The 12,438-nt window shown below is 62.8% G+C and carries 12 protein-coding genes; 1 reads left to right on the forward strand and 11 read right to left on the reverse strand.

The genetic code is table 11. The annotated features are described in order from the left end of the window. Positions 1-35 precede the first annotated feature (35 nt). From J2X76_RS05005 to J2X76_RS05055, 11 genes are all read right to left on the reverse strand, one after another. Positions 36-425: a hypothetical protein gene (locus J2X76_RS05005; protein ID WP_113131399.1), complete on the reverse strand. Its 390-nt coding sequence runs from the start codon at positions 423-425 to the stop codon at positions 36-38. A gap of 28 nt (positions 426-453) precedes the next feature. Then, complete coding sequence (gene cheD / locus J2X76_RS05010) at positions 454-1,011, reverse strand: chemoreceptor glutamine deamidase CheD (RefSeq protein ID WP_113131398.1); 558 nt, start codon at positions 1,009-1,011, stop codon at positions 454-456. Then, entirely contained in the window at positions 1,008-1,397 is a 390-nt protein-coding gene (locus J2X76_RS05015) for a response regulator (protein ID WP_046630657.1), read from the reverse strand. Before J2X76_RS05015 ends, cheD begins: the two co-directional genes overlap by 4 nt. Further along, the gene (cheB, locus tag J2X76_RS05020; protein WP_113131397.1) at positions 1,398-2,438 is read right to left on the reverse strand and encodes a protein-glutamate O-methylesterase CheB; all 1,041 of its coding nucleotides are present in this window, start codon (positions 2,436-2,438) and stop codon (positions 1,398-1,400) included. Then, a complete protein-coding gene (cheR, locus tag J2X76_RS05025) occupies positions 2,435-3,343 on the reverse strand; it encodes a protein-glutamate O-methyltransferase CheR (protein ID WP_113131396.1) in 909 nt (302 codons plus the stop codon). Before cheR ends, cheB begins: the two co-directional genes overlap by 4 nt. Then, positions 3,340-3,807, reverse strand: a complete 468-nt coding sequence (locus tag J2X76_RS05030; RefSeq protein WP_310213777.1) for a chemotaxis protein CheW — start codon at positions 3,805-3,807, stop codon at positions 3,340-3,342. Before J2X76_RS05030 ends, cheR begins: the two co-directional genes overlap by 4 nt. A 7-nt stretch (positions 3,808-3,814) precedes the next feature. Continuing rightward, positions 3,815-6,115, reverse strand: coding sequence for a chemotaxis protein CheA (locus J2X76_RS05035; protein WP_310213780.1), 2,301 nt, complete (start codon positions 6,113-6,115; stop codon positions 3,815-3,817). Between the two features lie 16 nt (positions 6,116-6,131). Further along, complete coding sequence (gene cheY1, locus J2X76_RS05040; RefSeq protein WP_007753206.1) at positions 6,132-6,497, reverse strand: chemotaxis response regulator CheY1; 366 nt, start codon at positions 6,495-6,497, stop codon at positions 6,132-6,134. Between the two features lie 2 nt (positions 6,498-6,499). Beyond that, positions 6,500-6,793 (reverse strand): STAS domain-containing protein, encoded by a 294-nt coding sequence (locus J2X76_RS05045; protein WP_113131393.1) that lies wholly within the window; start codon positions 6,791-6,793, stop codon positions 6,500-6,502. After that, the gene (locus tag J2X76_RS05050) at positions 6,793-8,400 is read right to left on the reverse strand and encodes a globin-coupled sensor protein (protein WP_113284420.1); all 1,608 of its coding nucleotides are present in this window, start codon (positions 8,398-8,400) and stop codon (positions 6,793-6,795) included. Before J2X76_RS05050 ends, J2X76_RS05045 begins: the two co-directional genes overlap by 1 nt. 385 nt (positions 8,401-8,785) lie before the next feature. Next, on the reverse strand, positions 8,786-11,077 hold the full coding sequence (locus J2X76_RS05055) for a cellulose synthase (RefSeq protein ID WP_405030000.1): 2,292 nt from the start codon (positions 11,075-11,077) through the stop codon (positions 8,786-8,788). 267 nt (positions 11,078-11,344) lie between these two features. Here J2X76_RS05055 and bcsN point away from each other — a divergent pair, with 267 nt between their 5' ends. Then, positions 11,345-12,385 (forward strand): cellulose biosynthesis protein BcsN, encoded by a 1,041-nt coding sequence (gene bcsN / locus J2X76_RS05060; RefSeq protein WP_310213788.1) that lies wholly within the window; start codon positions 11,345-11,347, stop codon positions 12,383-12,385. The last annotated feature ends 53 nt before the right edge of the window (positions 12,386-12,438 follow it).

The following is a 12,438-nucleotide window of genomic DNA, read 5'->3' on the forward strand; positions in this document are numbered from 1 at the left end:
CCGTCATGGCCGAAACGCGGATGCCAGGCGGGCGATCAGAAGAAATCGAAATCGCCGGCTGCCTTGCTCAAAGGCTGGGAATGGCCGTGGCGCATGCCGTTGGTCAGCGCCTTCTGCATGTCGGCAAGCTTGACGAGATTGAGTGCGGTCGAGACATCGACCATCCATTCATTGGGGATGCCGCCGGTGATCGTGTCGACGAATTCCGCAAGGCCGCGGGTCTTCTGCACCGCAAGGTCGATGCCCTGCAGGACTTTCACGCTGTCGGGCGATTGCAGGATGGATTCTCCGCCCAGTTCGAGAAGCTGCGGCTCGACCCGTTCGATCAGGTAGGCGACGTCATGAAGCTCCGAGACCAGGCGCATCAGGACTTCTGGCAGAGATTCCTCAAAGGGAGCGATTGGCATCTTGACGGTGTCGTTCATGGCTTTCTTCGCCCCGAGAAATGACTTTTTAAAAGAACTCGATCGAGTTCTCGACCGGCTTCGGCGGCATGCGTACCGGACGCTCCTCCATAGCCACAGTCCGCTGCGTTTCGGCACCGGTCAGCGGATACTGGCGAGCCCGGCCGCTCACAGGCCAGAACTCCAGCTTGCGCCCATGATCCCCACCCGTCGAGGAACCGACGACCGGAATGCCCTCGTCCTTGAGAAACTGCATGGCAAATGCCGCATTCTGCTCGCCGACATTCGAAAAACTGGCAATCGTCTTGGCGCCGCCGAATATCTTCGCTTCCAACCGGTCTCGCCGGGCTCCCTGCTTCAAAAGCCCGTTGATCAGCAGTTCCATCAGATGCACGCCGTAACGCGTCGCATCGCCGCCCGAGGCCATGGAACCCGCTGATCCGGGTAGCAGGAAGTGGTTCATGCCGCCGATACCGGCGACAGGATCGCGAAGACAAGCAGCCACGCATGAGCCCAGAATCGTGGAGAGAACGGCATTCGGGTCGTTTAAGACCTTATATTCCCCTTGAATGATATGGACACGCCTGACTGCAGCGGCGTCATTCATTTCAATGCTCCAAACACCGCTTCGATAGCGGCCTTCATCTTTTCGATCGTGAACGGCTTGGCGAGAACGTTGTTGGCACCAAGCTGAGCCGCTTTCTGAACCAGGGCGCGATCACCTTGAGCCGTGAGGATGATGAAGGCGGCCTTCTTGGTGTTCGGATTGGCGCGAACGGCCTGCAGGAAACCGATACCGTCCATTTTCGGCATGTTGAAATCCGAAATGACCAGATGATGCGGCTGTTCGGCCATGATCTTCATGCCCTGCTCACCATCGCCGGCCGAAGTGATCTGCTTGAAGCCGAGCTGTGTCAGGGCGTCGCTGAGCAGCAGGCGGCTGGTGACCTGATCATCGACGATCAGAACTTTGATTTTTTCAGCGATAGACATTTATTCGGTACCTTCTTTTCGGGCGGCAGTTAACTTCAACACTTCTTCTCCAATGGCGCCTAGCGGCAGTTGCTGCTCGACGGCGCCAATCTCATGGGCGACCCTCGGCATGCCGTAGACCACACAAGTCTTTTCGTTCTGCCCGATCGTGCGTGCGCCCGCGCTACGCATTCTGAGCAAACCTGCAGCTCCGTCGCGCCCCATGCCGGTCAGGATGACCCCGACCGCATTGCGGCCTGCCAGGTCCGCGACCGAGTCGAAAAGGACATCCACCGAGGGCCTGTGGCCGTTGACCGGTTCCTTTTCGATCAGCCGGCAACATGGCGCCGACGGATTGACCACCTGCAAGTGCCGTTCGCCACCGGGCGCCAGATAGATCCTGCCGATCTCCAGCCGCGCGCCGTCGGTAGCTTCCTGCACCACAGGAGCGCAGATACGATTAAGCCGTTCAGCAAAACTTTTGGTAAACGTGGAAGGCATATGTTGAGTAATTACAGTCGGCGGGCAGTTTTGTGGAAACTTCTGCAGGACCGCGATCAGGGCTTCCACACCCCCGGTTGACGACCCTATGGCCACAACCTTCCTGCCGACCCGATATTCCGCCGCAGGAGAGGCCGCGATGACCGGCGCCGGGCCGTTCCGACGCGGTCCCGACCGGGCCGCCGCCTTTACCTTTTCGGCAAGATCCATGAAGGGGCGAACATCCCCGGGGGCCGGCTTGCCGACGCAATCGAAGGCGCCGATCTCGAGAGCGGCCAGCGTCGCATTGGCACCGTGATGGGTCATGGCGGAGACCATGATCACCGGCATCGGACGCAGGCGCATGATCTTTTCGAGGAATTCCAGCCCGTTCATATTGGGCATCTCGATATCGAGGGTGACGACATCGGGATTGAGCTGCTTGATCGCGACGCGCGCTTCCAGCGCGTCGCCGGCCTGGCCGACGACATTCACTTCCGGATCGGAATTCAGGACCGCCGTGATCAGGCCGCGCATGGTGGGTGAATCGTCAACGACAAGGACCCGTGCCGGAGCGCTCATGCTTTCCTCCCTGCGTTCTTACCGGCATGCCGATAGGTCGTGATGCCGATGTTGTCGAACAGGTTCTTGGCGTCGCCGGAGACGCGCTCGGAATGGCCGATATAAAGGTGTCCGCCTTCGGGCAGCAGCGACGCGAAGCGCGACCAGATCTTCATCTGCGTCGGCTCGTCGAAATAGATGACGACGTTGCGGCAGAAGATGACGTCGAAATTGCCTTTGAAAGGCCACTGCGCCATCAGGTTCAGTTCGTTGAAGGTGATCAGCTTCTTGACGCGGTCATCGATCTGGAACCGGCGGCGACCACCGGCATCGACCTCCCGAAACCATTGCTTGCGCATGGCGGGCGTCATGGTTTCGAGCGCGTTCTCGTCGTAAACCCCGGCGCGGGCCGCAGCCAGGATCTTCGGGTCGATATCGGTCGCCAGGATGCGGAAATCCAGGTCGGCCACATTGGGAAGCAGCGACAGCACGGTCAGCGCAATCGAATAGGGTTCCTGCCCGTCCGAGCAGGCGGCAGACCAGATGCGCACGCGACCACCGCTCTTGGCGCGGTTGATGAGACCCGGCAGGACCTCGTCGCGCAGATGCTCGAAGTGGTGGTTCTCGCGGAAGAAGCGCGTGAAGTTGGTCGTCAGATGCGACAGCATCTCGCGGCGGGCGGCTGCACCTTCCGGCGACGCGACCAGCGCGCAATAGTCCTTGAAGCCCCGCAGGCCGAGCGAGCGGATATGCTTGGAAAGACGGGAATAAACGAGCGAAGCCTTGGAATCGTTGAGATAGATCCCGGCATCCGAATAGATCATCGCCGAGATGTCGGTAAGGTCACGGCGCGTCAGCGGATATTCTCCGCTTGCGAGGACCTCATCCGGTGACTGTCGGCTTTCGATGGCGCCCAAAGGCTTCATGCAGCTTCGCTTTCCTGGTCTGGGAAGAGGGCGTCCAACTCGATCATGCAAATCATCCGCTTATCGACCGCGAGAATTCCCCGGGCGTACTGCCTCTCCAGGTCGGAGGAGACTTCCGGTACTGGCTGGATATTCTCCTCGGTAATCGTAAGGATATCGGAAACGGCTTCGACGAGGAGACCAACAACTTTGGTCTTCATCTGCGACACGATGATCACGTGGCGCGCCGTCGGCTCGGCATCCTTCATGCCAAGCCGGGCGGAGAGGTCGATGATCGGCAGAACTGCGCCGCGCAGATTGATGACGCCCATGACGTAACGGGGGGCATGCGGCAGCGGCGTTGCCTGGGTCCATCCGCGGATTTCGCGGACGGACATGATGTTCACGCAAAATTCCTGATCGCTGATGCGAAAAGCGATCAGCTCCTTGCTTCCCTCGATCAGACTCTTCACGGCATACGACATGTTAGACTCAACCCGTAGCGGCTAAAGACATTTCAGGTTTCATGGACTGGCCCCGCGACGCCGCGACCACGGCATCGACATCGAGGATGAGCGCGACGCGGCCATCACCGAGAATGGTGGCTGCGGCGATACCCGGGACGTGGGTGTAGTTGGCCTCGAGCGACTTGATGACGACCTGGCGCTGGCCCTGGATGGCATCGACCATCAGCGCGCGCTGGCCGCCGCCTTCCGACTCCACCAGCAGGGCGACGCCTTCGACCGGATTGGCCTGGGTGGAGCGATAGTTCAGGACCCGACCGACATCGACCAGCGGGCAGAACGAGTTGCGGATCGAAATCAGCCGCTGGTTGGCGCCGAAGGAATGGATGGCGGAAGCCTCCGGCTGCAGCGTCTCGACGATCGCCGTGAGCGGCACCACCAGCGTCTGGCCGGCGACCGTGACCACCATGCCGTCGAGAACGGCGAGCGTCAGCGGAAGGCTCATGGTGAAGGTCGAGCCGTGACCCGGCCGCGAGGAGATCGAGATACGGCCGCCGAGTGCCTGGATCGACCGCTTGACCACGTCCATGCCGACGCCGCGGCCGGAAATGTCGGAAATCTTGTCGGCGGTCGAGAAGCCGGCCATGAAGATCAGGTTGTCGATTTCGTCGTCCGACAGGTTGGCGTCGGCAGCGATGATGTCGTTGTCGACCGCCTTCTGGCGGACCCGCTCGCGGTTGATGCCGGCGCCGTCGTCCTGAAGCTCGATCAGAATGCGGCCCGAACGATGTTTCGCCGTGAGCTTGATCGTGCCTTCCGGGTTCTTGCCGGCGGCCTCGCGCTTCTCGGGCGTTTCGATGCCGTGGTCGACGGCGTTGCGGATCATGTGGGTCAGCGGCTCGGCGAGCTTGTCGATGACCGTCTTGTCGACTTCGGTGTTTTCACCTTCGGTGACGAGGCGGATCGACTTGCCCACCATGTCGGCGACTTCGCGGACGATACGCGACATGCGCTGGAAGACCGGCTTCACCGGCTGTGCGCGGATCGCCATGACCGAGTCCTGGATCTCGCGGGTGAGCTGCTGCAGCTCTTCGAGGCCCATGTTGACCGCGGACGTGCCGGTCGCATCGTTTTCGATGACGCTCTGGGAGAGCATCGCCTGGTTGATGACGAGCTCGCCGACGAGGTTGATGAGGCGGTCGACGCGGTCGAGATCGACGCGGATCGTCTGGCCGGCAGCAGCCGCGGCGGCTGCGGCATTGTTCTGGGCAGCGGCGGCCGCAGCGGCGGCCGCAGATTCCTTCTTTTCCGAAGCGCGGGACGCAGCCTTGGTGACGCTCGTTGCGGTTTCGGCGGCGGATACGGCGGCGGCAACGGTCTCATCCGCCGACGACTGGACGGCCTTTTCGTCCTCATCGGACGCCGAGCTGTCATCGAGGATCGAAAGGTCGAAGGGAACCGGAACCATCGGCAGTTCCTCGTTGGAAGATGCCTCTTCGGCAAGCTTCACTTCGAGGTCGCAATCCCATTCCGCGAATTCGAAGACGGCGCGGATGTCGTCCTCGCTCTTGGTGGTCCGGATCGAAATCTTCCAGCTGAAATAGGAGGCTTCCGGGTCCATCTTGTCGAGGGCCGGCAGGACGTCCGTATCGCAATTGATGCTCATCTCGCCGAGACGGGACAGATCGCGCAGCAGGAGCGCTGCCTCATTGCCCTTGGAATAGAGTTCGCGGCGGGGCTTGAAGGAGACTTCGTAGACCGAACCTTCGATCGCCGGCTCTTCGTCCTCGCCGAAACCGTCGAACGAGAAGGGGATCGGCTGAAAGCCGCTGTCGTCGGTAGGCTTCGGAGTCTCCGCCTTCGCCGCGGGAGCCGGAGCAGCCTTTGGAGCGGGCGCGGCCTTGGCGGCCGGCTTCGGAGCCTCATGGGCGGAGGACGACGGCATCTCGCCGTGCGCAAGCGCCTCGAGTTCCTTGACGAGGCCGCGGCTTCTCGATTCATCGACGCCGCTGCCGTCACGGGATGCGCTGACGAGGTCGGCGAGCACGTCGGCCGATTTCAGCATCACCTTGAGGACGTCCTGCGTCGGTTCCAGCTTGTTGGAACGCACGCAATCGAGCGTCGTCTCGAAGACGTGAGCGAAGGAAACCAGGTCATCCAGACCGAAGGCGCCTGCGCCTCCCTTGATGGAATGAACGGCACGGAAAACGGCGTTCACCGTTTCGGGGTCGCGATCCCCGTCGTTCAGCTTGAGAAGACCCGACTCCAGTTCAGCGAGCTGCTCTTCGCATTCCTGAAAGAAGATCTCTTTGATTTCGTTCATATCCATCGGGGGAATTCCTGGCTCAGGCGGTTACACGCTCGATCGCATCAATCAGTTTGGCAGGATCGAAAGGCTTGACGATCCAGCCTGTCGCGCCAGCCTGGCGGGCGCGGTTCTTCTTTTCGGCGTCGCTTTCCGTCGTCAGGACGAGGATCGGAACGGCGCGGTATTTTTCGTTGCGGCGGACGCCTTCGATGAAACCGAAGCCGTCGAGGCGCGGCATGTTGATATCCGTGACGATCACGTCCGGATTGCAGCCCTCGAGAACCTCGAGGCCTTCAACGCCGTCTTCCGCCTGAATTGTCTCAAAGCCTGCATTATTCAGGGTCACCAGAAGCATGTTCCGGATCGTCCGTGAGTCATCCACGGTCAGTACTTTCTTCTTCATTGCTAGATCTCCTTAGCAACCAAATTTTCGTGATTGATGCCGATGAGTTGCATCGTCTTCTGAAATGCATCCGAAGCCTTCTCGACGAGAAAGGACTTCTTGTCGTCTTCCCAAGCCTTGACGCCAGCAACCAGGACCTGGGCGCACTGGACACCGACCCGCTCGACGCCCGAGGCATCGATCACGATATCGCTGCCTCGCATGGAGACGAGCTTGCCATGCAGGTTCGAGGCCTCGTTGAGGTCCAGCACCGCGGCCAGCTTCACACTTGCAGGTCCAGCCTTCTTTGCTGCCATCAGCTTATTCCTTGTCGTTTCTGAAAGAGGTATTCACCGTCATCTTCCCGGGCGGCCGTCACCGGCGCGATCGAGACGAGGGTCGGCTGAGGTCTTGGCGCTGCGGGGCGACGTGCATCCGCATAGCGGTTCTGCCGTTCGATCCGGAACTCCCGGACCGTGCGGCCGAGTTCCAATATGACGGTGTGGAGTTCGTCGGCGCCTTCGCCTGCGCGGGACGCAAGGCCCGCGTTGGAGGCGACGTGTTCGCTGACCGACCCGATTTCCGCGCTGAGCCGGTCGAGGCCGACGGCCTGATCGCCGGTATCGCGGGCGATGCCGGCGATCGCGTCATTGATGTCGGAGACCTGGCGGACGATCCCGCCGATCGCTTCCTGCGTCCGGTGGACCATGTCGACCCCGGCATCCACCTGGGACTTGGTGCCGTTGACGAGCGTCTTGATCTCGCGCGCCGCATCGGCGGAGCGCTGGGCGAGAGCGCGCACTTCCTGGGCGACGACCGCAAAACCACGGCCGGTTTCGCCGGCACGGGCGGCTTCAATACCGGCGTTGAGTGCGAGAAGATTGGTCTGGAAGGCGATGTCGTCGATGACGCCGATGATCTCGCCGATCTTTTCGGCAGACGATTCGATGTCGGCCATGGCGCTGATTGCGCGGCCGACCACCTCGCCGCTTGCCTCGACCGAACGGCGGGTCTCGGCGGCGGCCTTTTCGGCTGCAGCCGTCTCGGCGGCGCTGCCCTTGACCTTGGCGGTAACATCCAGCAGCACCCGCGCGGCATCGCGGAGGCGTGAAGACTGTTCTTCCGAAGCGGAGGCAAAGGTACGTGCACCTTCGGCGAGCGACTGCGTCAGCGCACCGGCCTTCTGGCCATGGGTATCGGCGGTCTCGACCGAGGAACGCATGCCGGCGACTGCCTGGTTAAGAAGATCAGCAAGCTCGCGATAGGCATCCGGCACGTCCGCCGGAAGAGAGGCCGTCAGGTCCCGTTCGGCAAGGGCCGCGATCACGTCGGTGAAGGTTTCGATCGCCTGGGAATGATCGGCCTCGCGCTGTTCGGCGAGCGCGCGCTGGTGCTTCTGGCGCTGTTCGTTGAAGCGGAGCGAAACGGCAATCTCGACATCGACCATCACCAGGCGGGTGATCGCGCCGACGAGATCGAGCAGTTCCTGTTCGCGCTTGCGGCCGCCCGGCAGCAGGGATTTCGGAGCGAGGTCAACGATCGCGCCGGCGATCAGGTGTTCAAGCATGACCGCGTGGCCGGCAACGTGCCAGCGCGGGTCGAGGCCCATGCGGCTCTCGGCATCGGACAGAACCTTGACCCGCTCGGCATAGAGCGCGTCGAAGCGGGCATCGGTCAGCACGCCCCAATGGGAGGCCTGCAGGTCGTGCAGCCGTTCGATCTGCTGCTCGCTCTCGAAATTGCGGGCGGCTTCGGGAAAGGATTGAAAGCGATGGAAGAGGTCGCGCAGGCCGGTCTTCAGGTGCCGTTCGAGCTGCGGGCGGCTGCGGCGCAGCAGATCGCGCAGTTCGCCGTCGAGGCCGGCAAATGCCAGTCTCTCGCCCAGGCTGCCTGCCTGGCCACGTCGCGCCTGATCCGATGGCATTTCCTGCACCAAAACCCGTCCCCAAATAATCAAGCCAATCCTCGGAAAGAATCGGCGGCATGCGAGCTGCTGTCGGCCAGAGCCCTGGATGAACGGGGGATGCTCGCCAGACCGGATCAATATCCGTCGGGCATGGGCAACGCGGTCACCACGGGCTTTCCTGGATTTTCATGAGCGGATACCGGATTGGACCGGTACGGCTTTGCGGCTTCATGCCTGGTGGGGGACCGCAGTCATCCCATTTCGCCGTGGTTTCTAATATGTATGGTTAATTCCTTGCCTGAAGGTTAATAGAGCGTGCAAGAGAGCCTGTTTTGCTTCAAGCGGGCGCATATTACCCGTCATGCCTGCATTTGCTTCAGGATGCGCGGAACGCCCGGTCCCGTCAGTTCGCCGCCCCGACATCGGCCAATCCGCGCAGTCCTGCCTTGTCGCCGGTATCGGCGAGCGCCTGGAAGATCCGCGTGGCATCGGCATATCTGCCGAGGTTGAGGTGCGCATACCCCCGCAGCGACATCAGGTCGGATTGTTCGGGGACGATCTGGGCCCGCTGGTCGAGCGCCAGCAAGGTTTCGCGATAACGTCCGGCCTTGAAGGCGTTGAGCGCGCGGTCGGAGAGGATCGCCGCCTGCAGCTCGACCGCACGCTGGTTCGTCTGGGCGGCATCGGCCGCGGCGACGGATGCCTTGTCGGTCAGGCCGGCGCGCAGGTAGGCAAGGCTCTTGCCGTAGGCGGCATCCGAACGGGCAGCGGCCGAGTTGCTCCCATAAGCCGCATCGAAAGACTGCGCGGCTTCCAGGGGGCGGTTGAGATCCATCAGGCACCAGCCCCTCGCCAGCGCCGCCTCCGGCGACATGTGGCGCGGATCCTGTGTGGTCGAGCATTGTCCACGGCGGGCTTGTGCTGGCGCTCTCGCAGTCCTCTGGACAGGCTGGGGTGCGACGTGCACCACGGGGGTCTCGGTCCGGACGATCGGATAGCTCTCCGCAGCGGGGGCTTCGGCTGCCAGGGCGTTCGTTCTCGCGCCGTCGACATTCTGCCTCGTCGCGATGACCGGCTGGCGGCGTGGTGCACCCCGCTCGGTCACCGGTTCGCCGACCCTCGTTATGCGTTCCGACCGGCCGTTCCACGCCCTCTGGATCTGCGCGACACCTGCCTTGTCGCCAAGGTCGCTGCGCGTCAACGCGAGCCCATAAGCGGAAGGTTCGTCATCCCTCTTCCAGGAAAGGGCCGCCTGAAACCATTCGGCTGCCGTTTCGAGCTGTTGCATCGCGCGCGCATACCAGCCGAACTGCTGGGCGGCATCGGCATTGCGGGCGGCTATCACCACGGGCGCCATGCGGCGCAGCACCTCGTCCTGCAGGACCGGCGGAGGATCGAGCGCCAGGAGATTGGCGACGGCGGCAAGATAAGCCTCTTTCGATCCGCTGGACGTGTCGCGCCAGCGATAAAGTACGGCCTCAGCTTCCACCGGCGATTTCTGGGCGACCAGCGTCAGGGCCAGACCTTCGGCGGCAGAAGCGCTCTCCTCCTTGTTGAAGGCGCGGCGGAACCAGCGCTCGGCACCGCCGAGATTGTCGCGGCGATAATAATACCAGCCGAGCAGCAGCGCATCGGAGGGCAGGCCATTCGCTTCCGCGAGCCGTTCCAGTCGGGTCAGATATTTTTCCGGCACGACGAGCTTTGCATCGGTATTGCCGCTCGCCACCAGCCGCCGGGCGATATCGTCGCGCAGCGGTTCGAATTCGGGCTGGCTGCCGGGAGGCGTCCGCTCTTTGGAGAGCAGGTTCTCCAGCATGTCCGGCGGCAGCAGCTCGCTCGCCTTCTGCGCGGTCGCGAACCGTTCCGAGGGATTGTCGCAGTTATTGAGTATGTAGGCGTAAGCGTCGCGTCCGCGGCCCTGCCGGTCGGTTCTTGCGAAGGCTTCCGCCACCCGCCACAGGATGTCGACTTCGCTGCAGGTGAGCAGGCTGGCGTTTTCGGCCGCCATGCGGATCACCAGGTCGTAATTCTTGGCATCGGACGCCACCACCAGGCCGGCGCGTGCTTCGGCGAGCTTCAGGCGATCGAGAAGATCCGACGGGGGTTGCCAGCCGGGCTCGCCAAGCTGGCGCTCGGCGATTGCCTTGCGGACATCCGCATAGCGAGACTGCGCATAAAGCTGCCACATCATTTCGAGCTGGCGGTCAGTGGTGACCTGTACGGCCAATGGATCGGCCGGCGGCGTCCAGTTCGGGTAGAGCGTCCTGAGGCGGGAAATCTCCGCCTGCAGCCGGGCTGTGTCGCCCCTTGCCGCGAAATAACGCAACGCGCTTTCATCGACCGCCGGCTGCTGGCCGGAAGGTGGAGCGTTGGCAGGAACGGCCGGCTGCGGATCTGCAGGTGCTACCGGTGGAGCGGATTGAGCCGTGGAAGGCGGGGCCTGGGCGATCACCAGCGATGAAGAGCCGGGCTTGGCCGCCGCAGGCGCGTCCTGATTCGGATAGAGGAGCTGGGCGACGGTGCGTTCGGTCTTCTCGGCAGGCGGCGGCGATGGGCGCGTCCCCTTTGTCGGCGCGGGAGCCGAGTTTACCGAACTCGTCAGCATGCCGACGTCGACCGTCGGCTGACGGCTCAAACCATACAACCCCACGGCGCCAATGCCCAAAACCGTCAATGAGATCAGCGAGAACCGCATACTCACTCCGCTATCGTCCTTACTCCCCGTCTACGCCTCATGCTGCGGGCTTCGGCTCTTTAAGCTTTCTGTTTCTAAAGAATGAACTCATATGGTTAACGAACAATTTAGATTTACCGCATCAAATGACCGAGTCGGTCCAGGCAATCCGTTCTGCAGCTCGCTCTGCAACGAACGGCCGTCCAGGGCCTCCGGCGGGCAATGAATGTCCGCGACCTATCGGTATTGCTCGGCATGGCGGAAAAGCATCTGGTTCGAAAACGGAAAATGAGCGGCCTTGGCCATCTGGGTGCAGCGGTTCTGTTTTGCGGGCTGCCGCTTCTGGCTGCCGGCTGCGCCGGCCAGCCCGTGCAGATGGGTACATTCGCCAAGAACGTCCCCGCCGAACAGGCAATGGTCCTGCCGCCCCCTGCCGCCCCCGGGATCGTCAGCGTCATCGAGCGGCGCTTCAACAACGCGATCGAGCAGGAGATCTTTCTTTATACCTCGGCCCTTACTCCGGGCCAGAATGTGCTGAAAGCGCAGTTCTTCGGCACCGCCAGCCCGTTCAAGCTCAGCGACAACACGCTCACCTCGACATCGGTCACCGAAGCCGGGGTCGCTTCCGAAATGCGCCGATTGCTGCCGGGCGTGCGCATGGTGCGCTCCTCCTTCTTCGTCCAGAACAACTACGGCCCGTTCGGCTACGCTTTCGGTCACGGTTCCGGCGGCGACCTGTGCATGTATGGCTGGCAGCAGGTCCGCAGTCCCTCCGGCACCGTCTCGCCGCTTGCCAATCACGGTTCGATCCAGATCCGCGTGAGGATCTGCGAGGCGAACGCGACCGAGCAGAAGCTGCTGGCATTCATGTACAATTACACGATCACCGGCGCGGTGGATAACGGCGGCTGGAACCCTTACGGCGAACCTCAGCCGGTCTCCCCGAGCCTCGGCGGTGTCGGGGCGCCGATCTATCCTCGGCCGAGTTCCGCCGAGCCGATCGTCCCGGTCCTGCCGCAGAGAACCGTCGTTTACACACGTCCCGCGCCGGCACCTGTGGTCCGGCAGGCACCGCCGGTTGGCGCCGCCCCGGCTGCAGCCACGCCGCTTGCCGGCGGTCCGACGGTCGCCGTGCCAAGACCGACGATGACGCAGACTGCCGCAAGCGCTCAACCGGTCGCAACCGCTCCGCCGGTCACGACCGCGCCGTCCGTTTCCCGCGCCCCGCTCGTTCCCTCGCCGTCGGGCCTTTCGGCAACCGGGCGAGCGAGCGTTCCGTCGCCTTCCTGCACCGATGCCACGAGCGGGGCCGCCAATGCGTGCCGTTAATCCGAACCATGCCGATCGACCGATGCCCGGCTCTTCCGGCCGCTGGAGATAGC

It is taken from the genome of Neorhizobium sp. 2083 (assembly GCF_031455615.1).
In the GTDB taxonomy this organism is placed as follows: Bacteria; Pseudomonadota; Alphaproteobacteria; order Rhizobiales; family Rhizobiaceae; genus Neorhizobium.

Excerpts from the sequence above, each read along its gene's own strand:
- J2X76_RS05050 (WP_113284420.1), bottom strand. The coding sequence starts at position 8,400 with ATGCCATCGGATCAGGCGCGACGTGGCCAGGCAGGCAGCCTGGGCGAG.
- J2X76_RS05005 (WP_113131399.1), bottom strand. The coding sequence starts at position 425 with ATGAACGACACCGTCAAGATGCCAATCGCTCCCTTTGAGGAATCTCTG.
- J2X76_RS05045 (WP_113131393.1), bottom strand. The coding sequence starts at position 6,793 with ATGGCAGCAAAGAAGGCTGGACCTGCAAGTGTGAAGCTGGCCGCGGTG.
- J2X76_RS05015 (WP_046630657.1), bottom strand. The coding sequence starts at position 1,397 with ATGTCTATCGCTGAAAAAATCAAAGTTCTGATCGTCGATGATCAGGTC.
- bcsN (WP_310213788.1), top strand. The coding sequence starts at position 11,345 with ATGAGCGGCCTTGGCCATCTGGGTGCAGCGGTTCTGTTTTGCGGGCTG.
- cheR (WP_113131396.1), bottom strand. The coding sequence starts at position 3,343 with ATGAAGCCTTTGGGCGCCATCGAAAGCCGACAGTCACCGGATGAGGTC.
- cheB (WP_113131397.1), bottom strand. The coding sequence starts at position 2,438 with ATGAGCGCTCCGGCACGGGTCCTTGTCGTTGACGATTCACCCACCATG.
- J2X76_RS05030 (WP_310213777.1), bottom strand. The coding sequence starts at position 3,807 with ATGTCGTATGCCGTGAAGAGTCTGATCGAGGGAAGCAAGGAGCTGATC.
- J2X76_RS05035 (WP_310213780.1), bottom strand. The coding sequence starts at position 6,115 with ATGGATATGAACGAAATCAAAGAGATCTTCTTTCAGGAATGCGAAGAG.
- cheD (WP_113131398.1), bottom strand. The coding sequence starts at position 1,011 with ATGAATGACGCCGCTGCAGTCAGGCGTGTCCATATCATTCAAGGGGAA.
- cheY1 (WP_007753206.1), bottom strand. The coding sequence starts at position 6,497 with ATGAAGAAGAAAGTACTGACCGTGGATGACTCACGGACGATCCGGAAC.
- J2X76_RS05055 (WP_405030000.1), bottom strand. The coding sequence starts at position 11,077 with ATGCGGTTCTCGCTGATCTCATTGACGGTTTTGGGCATTGGCGCCGTG.